This is a genomic window from Herminiimonas glaciei (genome assembly GCF_042664955.1).
GTDB lineage: Bacteria > Pseudomonadota > Gammaproteobacteria > Burkholderiales > Burkholderiaceae_D > Oxalicibacterium > Oxalicibacterium glaciei.
This window is the reverse complement of record NZ_JBHTBU010000002.1, coordinates 113,663-130,358: the sequence shown is the minus strand read 5'-3', so window position 1 is coordinate 130,358 and position 16,696 is coordinate 113,663. Positions and strand designations below refer to the sequence as shown.

Sequence of the window (16,696 nt, the reverse complement as noted above, 5' to 3'; positions counted from 1 at the left end):
TTTCCTAGTATGTTTGAAATCGAATCACCCCATCCGAACCAATAATCCGCTTCAACATCCCATCCTTCCAAAGCTTGTGCAAATGCGCGAGCGCCTCACCGAGCGCGAAACTCAGCTGATGTGAATCCAGCTTGCGCACAAACATGATCGGCACGATGTCCGCTGCCGATTGTGGTGTGACGCAGGCTTTCAATACTTCTTCCAGTCGCGCTGCATGGTGATCGAATAACTGTTGTATCCGTGTATGCAAACCACGGAAGGGTTTGCCGTGTGATGGCAGGACCAGTGTGTCTTCCGGCAAGTCCTTGTACTTCAATAAGGAATCCAGATACTGCTGTACCGGATTCGATTCCGGTTCCACTGCAAAGACCGAGACATTGGTCGAGATGCGCGGCAAGACCATGTCGCCGGAGATGAGCAGGTTGAGGTCTGCGCAGTACAGGGCCGCATGTTCCGGTGCGTGACCGAAGCCGGTGATGACGCGCCATGCGTGGCCGCCGATGCGGAAGCTTTGCGTGTCATGCATGCGTATGTAGGACGTCGGTACGCTCGGTACCAGCGTCGGGTAATAGCTGCGACGGCCTTCCAGCTCGGCCAGCATTTGCGGATCAGCCAGGCCGTGGCGTTTGAAGAAGGGGAACATCGAGGTGCCGTCCGAGCCGGGCAAGGCGGCCGACATCATGCGAGCGAAGGTGTATTCACCTGTTGTCATCCACAGTGGTACGTTCCAGCGACTGCAGATCCAGTCAGCCAGGCCGACGTGGTCGGGATGGCAATGGGTGGCGATGACGCGCACTATCGGCAAGCCTTCCAATTGCGTGGCGAAGACACTTTCCCAGGCGGCGCGGGTGGCATCGTTGGAGATGCCGCAGTCGATGACGGTCCAGCCACGCACCGTACCGTTCTCACCTTCGAATTCATCGGCCAGCAACCACAGGTTGATGTGGTTGAGGGCGAAGGGCAAGCCCATACGTAGCCACTTGATGCCGGGCATAATCTCGAACGTGCTGCCAACGTCTGGCAACGTGTCGTCAAATGGATAGGCTAGTTGTGCTTCAAGCAAATTCATCGCGGTCCCGTGTCAAGGCAATAAGATTCACATTCCCGGTGGGCGCGCCTACAATAGCCGACGGAAATGCATGACGTCATTCTACGGTGTTCGCCCGGATTCCGTCATTGCAACTTGAACAAGCAGGACAGATGATGGCAAAAACAATGACGAGTGCCTGCCCTTGCGGCAAAGGCGATTATGCAACTTGCTGCAAACCGTATCATGACGGTACGGCTGCGCCGACTGCCGAAGCGTTGATGCGTTCGCGTTACAGCGCGTATGCGTTGGGGCTGATGCACTATGTGCACGCGAGCTGGCATGCATCGACACGACCACCATTGCCCGATTTCGTACATGACGCATCGACCAGGTGGCTGGGACTCGAAGTGCGCAAGTTTGCACCGGGAGCTGACGAGGCGACGGTGGAATTTGTGGCACGCTCGAAAACCGGCGGCCGTGCGCAACGTTTGCACGAAGTCAGCCGTTTCGTAAAAGAAGATGGGCGCTGGTTTTATATAGACGGCGTATTCCCCGAATAAATTATTGCAGAGAGGCGACTATCCATGACGGGTGCAGTCAATAAAATACCTGGCAGCGATCTGGTCGCGCGCAGCCTGCGCAGCGTCTGGCATCCCTGCACGCAAATGCAGCACCACGAAACCCTGCCGCTGATACCGGTCAGCCACGGTCGCGGTGCATGGTTGTACGACACCGATGGCCAGCGTTACCTGGATGCCATCAGTTCATGGTGGGTCAATATGTTTGGCCACGCGAATCCGCGCATCAATAGCGCACTGCGCTCGCAGCTCGATATGCTGGAGCATGCGATGCTGGCCGGTTTCACGCATGAGCCGGTGGTGCAATTGTCGGAGCAACTGGCAGCACGTACCAATCATGTACTCGGTCATTGCTTCTACGCTTCGGATGGCGCGTCGGCGGTTGAGATCGCCTTGAAGATGAGCTTCCATTCCTGGCGTAATAATGGCTTGAGTGACAAACGTGAATTCGTTTGCCTGAAAGGCAGTTATCACGGTGAAACCATAGGTGCACTGGCGGTGACCGATGTCCCTATCTTCCGCGATGCCTATGACGCGATGTTGCAGCATGCGCATGTGGTGATGAGTCCGGATGCACGTGCTGCACGCGATGGTGAAACTGCCGCCGATGTGGCGCGCCGCGCCGCCGCCGCGCTGGAAACCCTGCTGCAGGAACGTTCGAAACATATTGCCGCCCTGATCGTCGAACCATTGGTGCAATGTGCGACCGGCATGGCGATGTATGACCCGGTTTACCTGCAGGAAGTGCGTGCCTTGTGCGACAAGTACCAGGTGCATCTGATCGCAGATGAGATCGCAGTTGGTTGTGGTCGTACCGGTACTTTTTTCGCCTGTGAGCAGGCGGCGGTCTGGCCTGATTTTCTCTGCCTGTCGAAAGGTATTAGCGGCGGCTACCTGCCTTTGTCTTTGGTGATGACACGCGATGAAATTTATCAGTCCTTTTATCACGGTGATGTGACGCGCGGCTTCCTGCATTCGCATTCCTATACCGGCAATCCATTGGCTTGTCGCGCCGCACTGGCGACGCTGGCTATCTTTGAAGAAGACGACGTCATCAATGCAAACCGCTTGCGTGCAGCGAGATTGACGGAAGCCCTCGCACCGCTGGCTGCGCATCCGCAAGTCAGCAATTTCCGCCAGCGCGGCATGATCTGGGCTTTCGATGCGGTGATTGATAACGCGGAAGCTGCATCGACTTTCTCGCGCCGCTTTTTCACGACTGCACTGGAACATGAATTGTTGTTGCGCCCTATCGGCTCGACTGTGTACCTGATGCCGCCTTACATCCTGAACAATGAAGAGATCGATGGCCTGGCCGCACGTACGCAAACCGTCTTTGAAAAGGTTATGCGCGGATGAACAAGTTGATTGCAGGACTGGAGCAACAACTCGCGCAACTGGATGCGCAAAGCCTGCGGCGTCGCCGTCGTACGACGGAATCGCCGTGTGCACCACGCGTGCAAGTCGATGGTCGTGCGATGCTGGCTTTTTGCAGCAATGATTATCTCGGCCTGGCCGCGCATCCGCGCATCGTCGACGCCTTGCAGCAAGGTGCCAGCCTGTACGGTGCCGGCAGCGGTGCTTCGCATTTGATCAGCGGGCATTCGCGTGCGCATGCGGAACTCGAGGAGCGATTGGCGGAATTTGTCGCGCCACAGATCGCCGATGCGCGTGCGCTGTATTTCTGTACCGGCTATATGGCGAATATCGCGATACTCAGCGCGCTGTCCGGTAGTGGTGCCGACTTGTTTTCAGAATCGCTGAACCATGCTTCGCTGATTGATGGTGCGCGTTTGTCGCGTGCCAATGTGCAGGTGTATCCGCACGGTGACCTGGATAAACTCGCCTCCCTACTGGCGGCCAGCACTGCCGACAGCAAGATGGTGGTGACCGATAGTGTCTTCAGCATGGATGGTGACCTGGCCGCCCTGCCGCAATTGCTGGCCTTGTGCGAACAGCATGGTGCGTGGCTGGTGGTCGATGATGCGCATGGTTTCGGCGTGCTGGGTGAGCATGGTCGCGGCGTGCTGGAACACTTTGCACTGCGTTCGCCCAACCTGGTTTATATGGGCACGCTGGGCAAGGCGGCTGGTGTAGCCGGCGCATTTGTCGCTGCGCACAAGAGCGTGATCGAGTGGATGGTGCAGCGCGCGCGTCCCTACATCTATACCACCGCAGCACCACCGGCAGTCGCGCATGCATTGCTGACCAGCCTGGAGATTATCGGTGGCGCGGAAGGCGCGGAACGCCGTGCACACTTGCAAACACTGATTGCGCAATGGCGTAGTGCGCTGCAATTGCAGCGCTGGCAGGCGCTGGCTTCGGATACCGCGATCCAGCCGGTCGTGATTGGTGCGAATGATGAAGCGATGAAGATCGCCGCCGCCTTGTATGAACAAAATATCTGGGTACCGGCGATCCGGCCGCCAACTGTGCCGGCCGGTACGGCGCGACTGCGCGTGACCCTGTCGGCGGCGCATACCGCCGAGCAGGTCACGCAACTGGTCGGGGTGCTGCAACAACTGGAACAACAGGATAGCAATGACAGCGACTTTTAATTGTTTTGTGACGGGGACCGATACCGAAATCGGTAAAACCATGATTTCCACCGCCCTGCTGCATGCCCTGGTGCAACAAGGGGTAAAGGCGGCGGCCATCAAAAGTGTGGCGGCGGGAGCGACGGCAATTCAGACAAATGAGGGTGAGGTCTGGCACAATGACGACGCCGACGCGCTGGCGCAGGCTGCAAATGTGGTTTTGCCGCGTGAATTGGCAACGCCGTATTTGTTGCGTGAAGCCTGCGCGCCGCATGTTTCGGCGGAGTTGCAGGGCGTTGCGATAGATATCGCGCATATTAAGAGCTGTTATGCGCAGGTGTGTGAGATGGCGGAGGCGGTGGTGGTCGAGGGTGTGGGCGGTTTCCGCGTGCCTTTGTCCGACCATGCTGATACTGCGGATTTAGCCCGGGAACTGGCTTTGCCCGTCATAATGGTGGTCGGGCTGCGGCTGGGCTGCCTGAATCATGCCCTGCTGACCGCTGATGCGATTGCCGCGGGTGGCCTGAAACTGGTGGGCTGGGTGGCAAATACAGTTGATGCCGGCATGCCGTTTGCCGAGGATAATGTAGCTGCATTGGCCGCGCGTTTATCCGCGCCGCTGCTGGGTTGTGTGCCGCGCTTGGCGGCACCGCTGCCAGCCGCTGCTGCCGCGTATCTGGATTTTTCGTGTTTGCCGAACTGGCCCAAAGCCTGATCTGGCGGATACCCGATTTAAATTATAGTCAGGAGTTTTTCGATGTCGTCGCAACCAGTAACATTCCAAGCGCCTGTCGCACCTATCATTCCAACCGCATGGCCGGTGGATGATGTGCTGGCCTTGTTCAACCTGCCGTTCAACGATTTGATCTTCCGTGCGCAAACTGTGCATCGCGAAAACTTCGATCCGACGGAAGTTGAATTGGCGACCTTGTTGTCGATCAAGACCGGCGGCTGCCCGGAAGATTGCGGCTATTGCCCGCAAGCAGCGCGCTACGATACCGGCGTCACCGCACAAAAAATCCTGCCACTGGAAGAAGTGCTGACCGCAGCGCGTGAAGCCAAGGCACACGGCGCGACCCGCTTCTGCATGGGCGCGGCATGGCGTGAACCGAAAGACCGCGACCTGGAAAAAGTCGAAGAGATGGTGCGCGAAGTGAAGGCCATGGGCCTGGAAACGTGTGCCACCCTTGGCATGCTGGGCGAAGGCCAGGCCGAGAAATTGAAAAATGCCGGCCTCGACTATTACAACCACAACCTGGATACCGCGCCCGAGTTTTACTCGAACGTAATTTCGACCCGCGATTACCAAAACCGTATCGACACGCTCGGCCGTGTACGCGGTGCCGGTATCAAGGTGTGCTGTGGCGGTATCGTCGGCATGGGCGAATCGCGTTTGCAACGCGCCGGCCTGATCGCGCAATTGTGCAATATGGATCCTTACCCTGAATCGGTGCCGGTGAATAACCTGGTGCAGGTTGAAGGTACGCCTCTGCATGGCACCGATCCTATCGATCCGCTGGAATTCGTGCGTACCGTTGCAGTGGCCCGCATCACTATGCCCAAGGCACGTGTGCGCCTGTCCGCCGGTCGTCGCGAAATGGGTGAAGCAATCCAGGCACTGTGCTTTGTCGCTGGTGCCAATTCGATTTTCTACGGCGATAAATTGCTGACCACCGGTAATCCGGAAGCGATGGCGGATCAGGAATTGCTGGAAAAACTCGGCATGCATACCCGCAGCACAGCTATCGATGCGCGCTGCGATGTGACACCGTCGTAATTCGTAACGTTTGAAATTGATGCGGCCGGTTGATACTTTCGACCGGCCGTTTTTCCTTCCACCGCCATGTTGAGGTTCCTCAATTGAATCTTGCCCAGCCACTGCCAGCATCCGTCAAAATCATCGAAGTCGGCCCGCGCGACGGTTTGCAGAATGAGCAGCAAACCATCAGCGCCGAGACCAAGATAGAACTGGTGAACCGCTTGTCGCAAGCCGGCTTCCCGAATGTGGAAGCGGCTTCTTTCGTCTCGCCGAAATGGGTGCCGCAGATGGCGACTTCATCCGAAGTGATGGCCGGTATTACGCGCCGTCCCGGCACACTCTATTCGGCGCTGGTGCCGAATATGAAGGGCTTTGAAGCCGCACTGGCGGCAGGTGTCGATGAAGTGGTGATCTTCGCGGCGGCATCGGAAGCTTTTTCGCAAAAAAATATCAATTGCTCGATCGCAGAATCGATAGCGCGCTTCCGCGACGTCGCGCAAGCGGCCAAGCAACATCATCTGCGTTTGCGTGGTGCCTTGAGCTGTGCCTTTGGCTGTCCGTATCAGGGCGAGGTGACAGCTGATAGCGTGGCTGATGTAGTACGGCAGTTGCGTGAGCTGGGCTGTGATGAGATCGATATCGCCGACACCATAGGCGTGGCGACACCACGTCATGTGCAAGTGGTGATGCGGCGTGCGATAGATGAATTCCCGATAGAGCGTTTATCCGGCCACTTCCACGATACCTATGGCCAGGCACTGGCGAATATTTATGCCAGCCTCGAAGTCGGCATTTCGATTTACCACGCGTCGGTTGCCGGCCTTGGTGGTTGCCCGTATGCGAAAGGTGCGACCGGCAATGTCGCCACCGAAGACGTGTTGTACATGATGCAGGGCCTCGGCATAGAAACCGGCATCGACCTTGATGCGGTGGTGGATGCGGGACAGTTCATTTCCGATAAATTGGGACGCAAGGCCGTCAGCCGTGCCGGCAATGCAATCGCCGCGAAACGCACACCGGGCTGCAACTGATCAAGGCAAGCGTAGTTCCAATAAAAAACGGGATGCAGCTTTAAGCTTGCATCCCGTTTTTGTATTGCGTGCTTGCTTAGTTGTACAGCACCTGCGGCAACCACAAACCGATGGCCGGGAACATGTACAGCAGGATCAGGGCAAAAATCTGTATCGCCATGAAAGGCATCATGCCGAGGAAGATCTGGTTCAATGTCACGTGTGCCGGTGCTACACCTTTCAGGTAGAAGGCTGACATCGCCACCGGTGGTGAAAGGAAGGCTGTTTGCAGGTTCATCGCAACCAGCAAGCCAAAGAACAGCGGATCGATGTCGAAGTGCGGCAGCAGTGGAATGAAGATAGGCATGAAGATCACGATAATCTCGGTCCATTCCAGCGGCCAGCCCAGCAAGAAGATAATGACTTGCGCCAGTATCATGAATTGCAAAGGCGTCATATCCAGCGACAGCACCCAGTCATTGATAATTTCCTGCCCGCCGAGCAAAGCGAACGATGCCGAGAAAATGCTGGAGCCGACAAACAGCCAGCACACCATCGCGCTGGTTTTGGTCGCCAGATAGGCGGACTCTTTCAACATGCTGAAGTTGAAGCGTCGGTAGCATGCAGCCAGCACGATGCCGCCGAATGCACCCATGGCTGCAGCTTCCGTTGGTGTCGCCAGGCCGAACACGATACTGCCCAATACGGCAAGAATCATGAATGCCAGTGGGAACAGGGATCCCAGCAACATCTTGAAGATTTCCAGGCGGGCAAAAGTGAAGAAGGCATAGAACACCACCATTGCCGCGAAGCCTATGCCGAAGGCGATCCAGTAACTGGTCGGTGCAGCCTTGGCATGTGGTGCCGCCGGTGCTGCAGTCGTTACCGGTGCGGCGGCTTCAGCCGGAGCACTTGGCGCTGCCGCTTTCGGCTCGCCTCCCCCGGACTGGGCCATCGGAGCAGCTTCTGACGGTGGTTCGCTGAGTCCGCCTTCCGCCGGTGGTTCACCGAAACCATCGTTCAGGGAAGTCGATTCGCCACCGAGATCTTCAGCGCCTACGCCCATCTCCATGATTTCCACCGGAGCTGCTTCAGGGCTGGTCACCATGCGATAGGTGAGGCCCATGGCAAGTGCGAAGGCCAGCGCCGGCAACAAGGCGATGCCGAGCTGCTGCAACAAAGTTCGGGTCGGGACATCTGCGTTGCGACGTCCCTTCAGCGCACCCAGCAGCCCGGGCAGAACATTGTTGCTGATGGTGGTGGAGATTTTTTCCGCAAAACCGGGCAGGTCCACGTGCCGTTCCGCCGCCGACAGGGGCGGAGCGACGCTGGGTTTCAGTTTCGCGAGGACGATCACGTAGCCGATGTACAGGCCTGCCAGCATGATGCCGGGGAAGAAGGCGCCAGCATACAGTTTGACTACCGAAACGCCGGCTGTCGCGCCATACACAATCAGCAGGACCGACGGCGGGATCAGGATGCCCAGGCAACCGCCGGCAGTGATTGCACCTGCTGACAGCTGTGTGCTGTAGCCGGCCTTTAGCATGGCCGGCAAAGCGAGCAAGCCCATCAGCGTGACCACTGCGCCGACGATGCCGGTTGCCGTCGCGAACACGGCACAGGTAACGATGGTGGCGACGGCCAGTGAACCCGGCACACGTGCCATGGCAATATGCAGGCTCTTGAACAGCTTCTCGATCAGGTTGGCGCGCTCGACCAGGTATCCCATGAAAATGAATAGCGGGATGGATATCAGGACATCGTTGGCCATGACCGAGTAAGCACGTTGCACCATCAGGTCAAGCGTCTGTTGCGTGGCGAGATTGGGGTCCCGACTGTAGAAGGCAAACCACGCAAACATCACACCCATGCCCATCAGTGTGAAGGCGGTGGGGAAGCCCAGCATGATGGCAACCACTACCAGCGCCAACATCAGCAAGCCAAGATGACCATTGGTCATATGCTCGGGCGACGGCATCAGGACGAACAAGCCAATAACAATGGCAATCAGGATGGATAGGCCGAACCAGACTTCTTTCCTCATGGCTTGCCTCCTGCGTTGTTGACGATGAGTTGGTCGACTTCGGCGATGTCTTTGTCTTTTACGTGCACCATCGCCTTGAGTTTGTCGACATCGACTTCTTCCACGTCTTTCTCACGTGAAGGCCACTCGCCTTCCTTCAGGCAAATGATGCAGCGGATGATTTCGACAAAGCCTTGCATTAACAACAGGGCGCCGGAGATCGGAATCACCATCTTGAACGGATAGAGCGGCGGACCGTTCGCGGTGAGGGTCGAGTGTTCCTTGATGGCCAATGACTCGGCGGCATAAGTGTAACCAGCCCAGACCAGTGCAATCACGCCCGGAATGAAGAAGACGAAGTACAGTGTGAGATCCAGTCCCGCTTGCAGGCGAGGCGGAAAGAAACCGTATAGAACGTCGCCGCGTACGTGGCCGTTCTTTGCCAGTGTGTATGCACCGGCCATCATGAAGGCTGTGCCATAAGCCATGATCATCAGGTCGAAAGACCAGGGGTTCGGGCTGTTCAGCGCATAACGAGCGAATACTTCCCAGCTAATAAGAAAGGTCAAAATAACGATAAGCCAGGAGAATAGTTGGCCTACCCAGCTGCTGACCTTGTCGATGAAGAATAAAAGGTTCTGCATAAAGGCTCCGATTCAAAGACAGGGGATGTAGTCGCATGTGCGACGTTTGTCTGCGCTCAATAAAACACCATCCGGTGTTCTGGATGGTGTGATGAGAAACGCGATCGATGCCGCTTAAGCTTTCTTTGGAGCGGTGCGCGCGAAATAGTGGTTGTATGCCATGCGCCTGTTATTGTTGGTGTCCATGTCCCACTTCATGGCACGTTCGGCGAAGGCTCTTTGCGACTTCTCAACTTCCTTGAACAAGGGGTTGTCGGCGCCTTTCTTCGCGACGACATCATCCCAGATGCTGAGCTGGGTTTGCAGGATCGCATCCGGTGTTTTGTAGAATTTGACACCGTCCTTGGTTTGCATCTCGCGATAATCTTTCGAATAACGATCGATGGCTTTCCATGACATGTCTGCCGATGAAGCTTCCACCGCATTCGCGATGATGGCTTTCATTTTCGGTGGCAGTGCTTCGTACTTGGTTTTATTGAAGCTGATCTCGAATTGCTCGGAACTTTGATGGAAGCTCTGCAGCATGCAGACCTTGGAGACATCAGGGAAGCCGAGTACACGATCCGAGCTGGCGTTATTGAACTCGGCGCCGTCCAGTAAGCCCCTGTCCATCGCCGGTACGATTTCACCACCTGGCAGCGCATTCACTGCAGCGCCCATTGCGGTAAACAAATCAATTGCGAGGCCGTTGGTACGGAACTTCAGGCCCTGTAAATCTTCTTTCTTGGTGATCGGCTTTTTGAACCAGCCGAGTGGCTGGGTCGGCATCGGACCGGTCAGGAAGGAAGTGACGTTGGCACCGATGGAGGTATAGAGTTTTTCCAGCAATTCCTTACCGCCGCCGTATTTATGCCAGGCCAATACCATGTTCGCATCCATGCCGAACACCGGACCCGAAGTCCAGAGCGCGATTGCACTTTGTTTGCCGTAGTTGTAACCCATCACACCGTGGCCGCCGTCGAGCGTACCTTTCGAGACTGCATCGAGCAGGCCGAAGGCCGGTACCACCGCACCTGCCGGCAAGACTTCAATCTTGAGTTCGCCGCCGGTCATATCATTGACCTTCTTCGCAAAATCCTGTGCGTACTCGTGGAAGATATCTTTGCTAGGCCAGGTACTTTGGAAACGCATTTGGGTGACAGTCTGCGCTGTCGAAATCATTGGGAAACTAAGTGCGGCTGCTGCGCTTGCTGTTGTTGCTGTGCCCAGGAATTTGCGGCGGGAGGAGGTAGGCGTCTGACTCTGCTTGTGGCTTTTCTTCATTGTGTATCTCCTTTTATATTTTTTAGAAATCACTTTGATTCATCAACCGACAGGTAGCATCCATTGATTTTTAATGGCGGCAGTACTGACGTGCGTAGAATGCGCTTTCGTGTGCATAAGTCAAGTTGCATCGCAACAAGTGGGACCTGGTTTTTCAATTTTCTTTTTGAAGAAACGATACAAAAAATTGATCTGTTAAATATTTTTCGCGCCATCCATCAACATTTGAATCGTCATTTGTCACATTATTTCTCATGTCGGAAATGTGCCGTTTTTCATAGGGGGAAATACAAATTTTCATGCCTCATTTTTTGCGGCTGTTAATTACATCGTGTCAGCTTCATGTCAGCTTGTGTGCACCAAAGTGGCGAGCACTGAGATGTCATAAACATGCATTTGGCGCGCTGCAGTTATTCTGCTTAAATGGTCCAAATATTTTTTGCGTGCGATCATTGCTGTCTATTTCCTTACGCGACGCTTACAAAAAGTGAGTGGATACCAAGCCATGTCCGATATCAATCTGATTCAAATCAATGTGCACGGAAAACCGCAGGGCAAGGTCGGTACCTTGAACGACATTGCACGGCAGGTATGTGCCGCGACGACGCGCTTGTATGCTGATGCGGGCTTTGTCGCGCCATGGTGCGGTTATCTCGCACAGAAGAATGGCAAGCTGGTCGGTGCATGTGCGTTCAAGGCAGCACCGGCGGATGATGCAGTGGAAATCGGCTATCTCACCTTCCCCGGTTTTGAAGGGCAAGGTGTGGCGACTGCGATGGTGCGACAATTGCTGCAAATCGCGCGTGCCGAGCAGCCGCAACTGAAGCTTGTTGCGCATACGGCGAATGAAGAAAATGCATCGAATGCAATATTGAAGAAACTGGGCTTCCGCTTTGTTGGTGCATTCGAGCATCCGGAAGATGGTCAGATGTGGACATGGCAACTGACGAATGATCAAGTTGTATTAGGAAAGCAGAATGTTTGAAATTAAAACCGTAGCACTATTTGTATTGACCGCGATCGCGGAAATCGTCGGCTGTTATTTGCCTTACTTGTGGCTGCGCCAGGGTGCTTCAATCTGGTTCTTGGTGCCGGCTGCTTTTGCGTTGGGAATATTTGTCTGGTTGCTGTCGCTGCATCCGGAAGCTGCGGGCCGTGTGTATGCGGCATACGGCGGAGCTTATGTTGCTGTTGCACTGGCCTGGCTGTGGGTGGTTGACGGCATCAAGCCGAGCAACTGGGATTTCGTCGGCGTCGCTGTGACGCTGGCGGGCATGGGCATCATCCTGTTTGCGCCACGTACCTGATAGCAGGCGGCCCCGGCTTATTGGGTACTAAACAGCGTCGGGAAAATTTCGATTCCGGTCGCATTCAGCGTCGCAAAAATACGTCCGTCTTCATGCGTGCTAACGTCGACGATGCCGGCATCTTCAAATTCGCTGAGGGTGCGGCGCAAGGTGCTCATCGGTATGCATGAGCGTTTGCTGAGTTTGGCCAGCGACCACGATTTGCCATCGCTTTCTTGCGACGCTTCCCATAAGTGGCGCAGGATGGTGACTTTGACAGGATCCAGTTCGTCCTCGTGTTGCGATGGGTTATCCGCGTTGGCCATGATGATGGTCGTCCTTTTTATGCACATGTGCTGATGTCCGATCCGGCCGACAAGCGACCAGTATTGCCATCGAACATCCCGTCTCCGCTGCGCCCTCTGTGGAGCGTCAGCCTTGCACCCGCATTCACGCCGGGTGCTGCTAGATATTATAGTTTTCGCGCGTGCGCGCAGCAACCGCGCGTTCCGCCTGCCGTATGCAATCGGCTGCCAGTTTGCCGACGGTCCTGATCGCGTCTTCGATGCCGGTCGACCATGGATAGCTATAGTTCAGGCGGATGAAGTTGTTATAGCCCTTGGCGGCCGAGAACATATAGCCGGGACCGATGGTGATGCCCTGCTGTAAGGCCAGCTCGTACAGCTTCATCGAATCAACTTGTGGCGGCAATTCGACCCACAATACATACCCGCCTTTCGGTTCCGAGGTTTGCGTCCCTTCCGGGAAAAAACGTTTGACCGCAGCACGCATGATGTTCGCTTGTTGCGCATAGACTTTGCGGATATGGCGCAGATGGTGCTCGTAGCCATCGTGTTCCAGGTATTCGGCGATCGCCAATTGCGGGATGGTCGGCGTCGTCAGGGTATTGAGGAATTTCAGTTTCTCGACCTGGTCGCGGTACCGCCCCGGCATCGCCCAGCCGATCCGATAGGCGGACGTCAGGCTCTTGGAAAACGATGCACAGTGGAGGACCAGGCCTTCGGTGTCATAGGACTTGAGCGAAGTCGGATGCGCGTCACCGAAGTACAACTCGTTATACACATCATTCTCGATGACCGGCACCTGGTGTTTGGTGATCAGTTCGACCAGGGCGCGCTTCTTCTCATCCGGCATCTGGAAGCCGAGTGGATTCTGGAAGTTCGGCATCACCATGCAAGCGGCAATCTGGTGCTGTTCGAGTATTTCCGCCAGCGCTGCGAGGTCTATGCCATCGCGCGGATGCGTGGCCACTTCAATCGCGCGCATGCCCATGCGTTCGATCGCGTGCAGCATCGCATAGAAGGTCGGCGATTCGACCGCGACGATATCACCGGCTTTGCCCACCGCTTGCAGGCAAAGATTGATGGCTTCGGTGGCGCCGACCGTGACCACGATTTCATTCGGGTCGATTGCGCTGCCGTTTTCCAGATAGCGTCGCGCGATCTGGCGGATCAGGTCCGGATGACCGGGCGGCAACGCATCGGTAACGCCCCACTTGGTTTTCCTTCGTGTAATGCCGTAGGCGTAGCGATTGATTTTTTCCGACGGGAACAGGCTGGGATCAGGGTACGGTGAGCCGAGTGGAACTGCATCGTTGGTGATCGAACGTAGCGTCGATAGCACTAGGTGGCTGACGTCGACTTGCGACGAGATTGCCAGCGGTTGCGAGGTACGCAACTCCTGCGGCACTTTGCCATTTGCCGTTTGTGGTGTGACGCGCACGAAGTAACCTGATTGCGGATGGCTTTCGATCACGCCTTTGCTTTCCAGTAAAAGGAACGCATGCACGACAGTGGTGATACTGAGGCGATGATGCTGGCTGGTCTGGCGTATCGACGGCAGGCGTTCACCCGGTCGGAACACACCGTTCGCTATCAGTTCTTCAATATCTTTTGCCAGCTTTTCATACAGCTTCACAAATGCCCCTGATGCTTGTCATGTTAATTTTTTCGCCTGTAATGACTTATATTCATTGGTCGAATAACCTAGTATCCATGCGGCTCTCCAATGTTTCTTGCTGTTTACTCAAGCAGGAAATCAAGTACAGATTCGTCGCTATTCAAACTGTACTCTTTTTATTTCAAGCTATGTGTACGCTTTGCAAAACGACCTTGCGCCCTAAGCTTCGATTACATGGCACCCAAGCTGATCATGCATGAAGCAATATGCGTGGCGGCGTGCCGAAGCAAAGGAAATAAAAGTGGAAAAGTCGAAGTCGCAAGGCACTATTGAAACCTATGATCATCCGGCCGGTGGCTGGGGGGCGGTGAAATATGTCGCCATTAACCTGATCAAGGAAAAAGTCGCCGGCGGTAATTACCGTACGCTGTTCAAGCAGAATCAACCCGAGGGTTTTGATTGCCCCGGTTGTGCCTGGCCGGATCGTCAGCATGCGTCAACATTCGAGTTTTGTGAAAATGGTGTTAAGGCGGTAGCAGCTGAAGCAACCAGCAAGCGCGTGACGACTGCCTTCTTTGAAAAGAATACGGTCGCGGCATTGTTCGAGCAATCCGATTACGAGCTGGAGCAGCATGGGCGCCTGACCGAACCTATGCGCTACGATGCGAAGACCGACAAATATGTGCCGGTGGCATGGAGCGATGCATTCAAGCTAATCGCATCGCATCTGCATCAACTCGACAACCCGCATCAAGCCGCTTTCTATACTTCGGGTCGTGCCGGTAATGAAGCGGCCTTTGTCTATCAATTGTTCGTGCGCATGTTCGGCACCAACAACTTCCCCGACTGTTCGAATATGTGCCACGAAGCGACCAGCCGTGGTTTGCCGTCTACCGTGGGTGTCGGCAAAGGTACCGTGACGCTGGACGATTTCGAACATGCGGACACCTTGCTGATCTTCGGCCAGAATCCTGCCACCAATCATCCGCGCATGCTGGGTGAGTTGCGTGAATGTTCGAAGCGCGGTGCGGTGATCGTATCGATCAATCCTTTGCGCGAACGCGGCCTCGAGCGTTTTGCCGATCCGCAAAGCGTGGTCGAGATGCTGACCATGTCGAGCACCAAGATTGCATCGACCTTTATCCAGCCCAAGCTGGGTGGTGACTTTGCATTGATCAAAGGTGTCGCCAAACGTACCCTGGAGCTCGACGATGAAGCGGTAGCGATGGGTACGGAACGCGTGCTGGATACGGCATTCATTGCAGAGCATTGCCTGGGCTTTGAAGCCTTTGCCGCCGACTTGCGCATGCAGGACTGGCAGGAACTGGTGGATGAGTCCGGAGTGTCGCGTGACGATATCGAAAAGCTGAGCCGCATCTATGTCAACGGCAAGCGCGTGATCGCAACCTGGGGCATGGGTATTACGCAGCACAAGAATTCGGTGCAAACCGTACACATGTTGTCCAACCTGATGATGATGCGCGGGAATATCGGTCGTGAAGGTGCGGGTTTGTGTCCGGTACGCGGCCATTCGAACGTGCAGGGCAATCGTACCGTCGGTATCGAAGAAAAGCCGTCGCAGGAATTCCTCGATCGTCTCGGCAAGGTATTCGACTTCGAACCACCACGTGGTCATGGTTACGATGTGGTTGAAACCATACATGAAATGCTGGAAGGCCATGTCAAGGTATTCATCGGCCTCGGCGGCAACTTTGTGATGGCGACGCCGGATACGCCGCGTACCTTCGATGCGCTGCGTTCCTGCAATCTGACCGTGCACATCACGACCAAACTTAATCGCAGCCATCTGGTACATGGCACGGATGCCTTGATCCTGCCGACATTGGGTCGCACCGAGATCGACAAGCAAAACGGCGTGGCGCAAGGCGTGACGGTGGAAGACTCGATGAGCATGGTGCATATCTCTTACGGTATGAATACACCTGCGTCGAAGAACCTGATGTCGGAAACCGCCATCGTCGCGAATATCGCACATGCTACGCTGGGCTCCGGCAAGGTCGACTGGCTCGGCTATGCCGCCGATTATTCGCTGGTGCGCGATGCGATCGAAAGCGTGCTCGACGGTTTTGAAAATTACAACGAACGGATTGCGCAACCGGGCGGCTTCCATTTGCGTGTCGCATCACGTGAACGTGAGTGGTTGACCGAGACCGGCAAGGCGAACTTCATTGTCCACAATGTTGAACAGGACACGCCTATCCGTCGTGCCAAGCAACAGCATGGCGAACAATTGATGACTTTGATGACAACGCGTTCGCATGACCAGTACAACACCACGATTTACGCGATGGATGATCGCTATCGCGGTGTCTTCGGTCAGCGTCGTGTGGTCTTCATCAATCCGCAGGATTTGCTGATGCTGGGTTTCAAGGCTGGTGACTGGGTCGATATGAGTACGGTGTGGGACGATGGCATAGAACGCCATGCGAATCGCTTCCTGCTGGTCGAATACGATATCCCGCGCGGTTGTATCGGTGCCTATTATCCGGAAACCAATCCGCTGGTGCCGCTGAATAGCGTTGGTGATGTGTGCAATACGCCGACCTCGAAATCGATACCGGTCTTGTTGCGTCCTTCCTTGCCGCTGGCCATCGCTGCCTGACGCATTTGCGCTTGTTTACTTTA

At 55.5% G+C, this 16,696-nt stretch carries 15 protein-coding genes; 9 read left to right on the top strand and 6 right to left on the bottom strand.

The genetic code is table 11. The features are described 5' to 3' along the window. Nucleotides 1–4 precede the first annotated feature (4 nt). Nucleotides 5–1,069, bottom strand: coding sequence for an MBL fold metallo-hydrolase (locus ACFQPC_RS11425; RefSeq protein ID WP_382272031.1), 1,065 nt, complete (start codon nt 1,067–1,069; stop codon nt 5–7). Between the two features lie 134 nt (nt 1,070–1,203). Here ACFQPC_RS11425 and ACFQPC_RS11420 point away from each other — a divergent pair, with 134 nt between their 5' ends. From ACFQPC_RS11420 to ACFQPC_RS11395, 6 genes are all read left to right on the top strand, one after another. Further along, complete coding sequence (locus ACFQPC_RS11420; protein WP_382272932.1) at nt 1,204–1,590, top strand: YchJ family protein; 387 nt, start codon at nt 1,204–1,206, stop codon at nt 1,588–1,590. Nucleotides 1,591–1,614: 24 nt separating this feature from the next. Next, complete coding sequence (gene bioA / locus ACFQPC_RS11415; RefSeq protein WP_382272030.1) at nt 1,615–2,967, top strand: adenosylmethionine--8-amino-7-oxononanoate transaminase; 1,353 nt, start codon at nt 1,615–1,617, stop codon at nt 2,965–2,967. After that, nucleotides 2,964–4,166, top strand: coding sequence for an 8-amino-7-oxononanoate synthase (gene bioF, locus ACFQPC_RS11410; protein ID WP_382272029.1), 1,203 nt, complete (start codon nt 2,964–2,966; stop codon nt 4,164–4,166). Before bioA ends, bioF begins: the two co-directional genes overlap by 4 nt. Further along, on the top strand, nt 4,150–4,860 hold the full coding sequence (gene bioD, locus ACFQPC_RS11405) for a dethiobiotin synthase (protein WP_382272027.1): 711 nt from the start codon (nt 4,150–4,152) through the stop codon (nt 4,858–4,860). The genes bioF and bioD overlap by 17 nt, the downstream gene beginning before the upstream one ends. A 42-nt stretch (nt 4,861–4,902) precedes the next feature. Further along, nucleotides 4,903–5,922 (top strand): biotin synthase BioB, encoded by a 1,020-nt coding sequence (gene bioB, locus ACFQPC_RS11400; protein ID WP_011979349.1) that lies wholly within the window; start codon nt 4,903–4,905, stop codon nt 5,920–5,922. Nucleotides 5,923–6,005: 83 nt separating this feature from the next. Continuing rightward, nucleotides 6,006–6,935: a hydroxymethylglutaryl-CoA lyase gene (locus tag ACFQPC_RS11395; RefSeq protein ID WP_382272026.1), complete on the top strand. Its 930-nt coding sequence runs from the start codon at nt 6,006–6,008 to the stop codon at nt 6,933–6,935. Nucleotides 6,936–7,011: 76 nt separating this feature from the next. Here the strand turns inward: ACFQPC_RS11395 and ACFQPC_RS11390 are convergent, their stop codons facing one another. From ACFQPC_RS11390 to ACFQPC_RS11380, 3 genes are all read right to left on the bottom strand, one after another. After that, nucleotides 7,012–8,958: a TRAP transporter large permease gene (locus ACFQPC_RS11390; RefSeq protein ID WP_382272025.1), complete on the bottom strand. Its 1,947-nt coding sequence runs from the start codon at nt 8,956–8,958 to the stop codon at nt 7,012–7,014. Then, entirely contained in the window at nt 8,955–9,581 is a 627-nt protein-coding gene (locus ACFQPC_RS11385; RefSeq protein ID WP_382272023.1) for a TRAP transporter small permease subunit, read from the bottom strand. Before ACFQPC_RS11385 ends, ACFQPC_RS11390 begins: the two co-directional genes overlap by 4 nt. Nucleotides 9,582–9,695: 114 nt before the next feature. Then, nucleotides 9,696–10,844, bottom strand: coding sequence for a TRAP transporter substrate-binding protein (locus tag ACFQPC_RS11380; protein WP_382272022.1), 1,149 nt, complete (start codon nt 10,842–10,844; stop codon nt 9,696–9,698). A gap of 505 nt (nt 10,845–11,349) precedes the next feature. Between ACFQPC_RS11380 and ACFQPC_RS11375 the strand changes: the two genes are divergently transcribed. After that, the gene (locus ACFQPC_RS11375; protein WP_382272021.1) at nt 11,350–11,829 is read left to right on the top strand and encodes a GNAT family N-acetyltransferase; all 480 of its coding nucleotides are present in this window, start codon (nt 11,350–11,352) and stop codon (nt 11,827–11,829) included. After that, the gene (locus ACFQPC_RS11370; protein WP_382272020.1) at nt 11,822–12,151 is read left to right on the top strand and encodes a YnfA family protein; all 330 of its coding nucleotides are present in this window, start codon (nt 11,822–11,824) and stop codon (nt 12,149–12,151) included. Before ACFQPC_RS11375 ends, ACFQPC_RS11370 begins: the two co-directional genes overlap by 8 nt. 17 nt (nt 12,152–12,168) lie before the next feature. Here ACFQPC_RS11370 and ACFQPC_RS11365 read toward each other — a convergent pair whose 3' ends face one another. Further along, a complete protein-coding gene (locus ACFQPC_RS11365; protein ID WP_382272019.1) occupies nt 12,169–12,456 on the bottom strand; it encodes an ArsR family transcriptional regulator in 288 nt (95 codons plus the stop codon). 139 nt (nt 12,457–12,595) lie between these two features. Continuing rightward, a complete protein-coding gene (locus ACFQPC_RS11360; protein ID WP_382272018.1) occupies nt 12,596–14,068 on the bottom strand; it encodes an aminotransferase-like domain-containing protein in 1,473 nt (490 codons plus the stop codon). 283 nt (nt 14,069–14,351) lie between these two features. On the opposite strand from ACFQPC_RS11360, the gene ACFQPC_RS11355 reads away from it, so the two are divergent. Continuing rightward, a complete protein-coding gene (locus tag ACFQPC_RS11355; protein WP_382272016.1) occupies nt 14,352–16,673 on the top strand; it encodes an FdhF/YdeP family oxidoreductase in 2,322 nt (773 codons plus the stop codon). Nucleotides 16,674–16,696 lie beyond the last annotated feature (23 nt).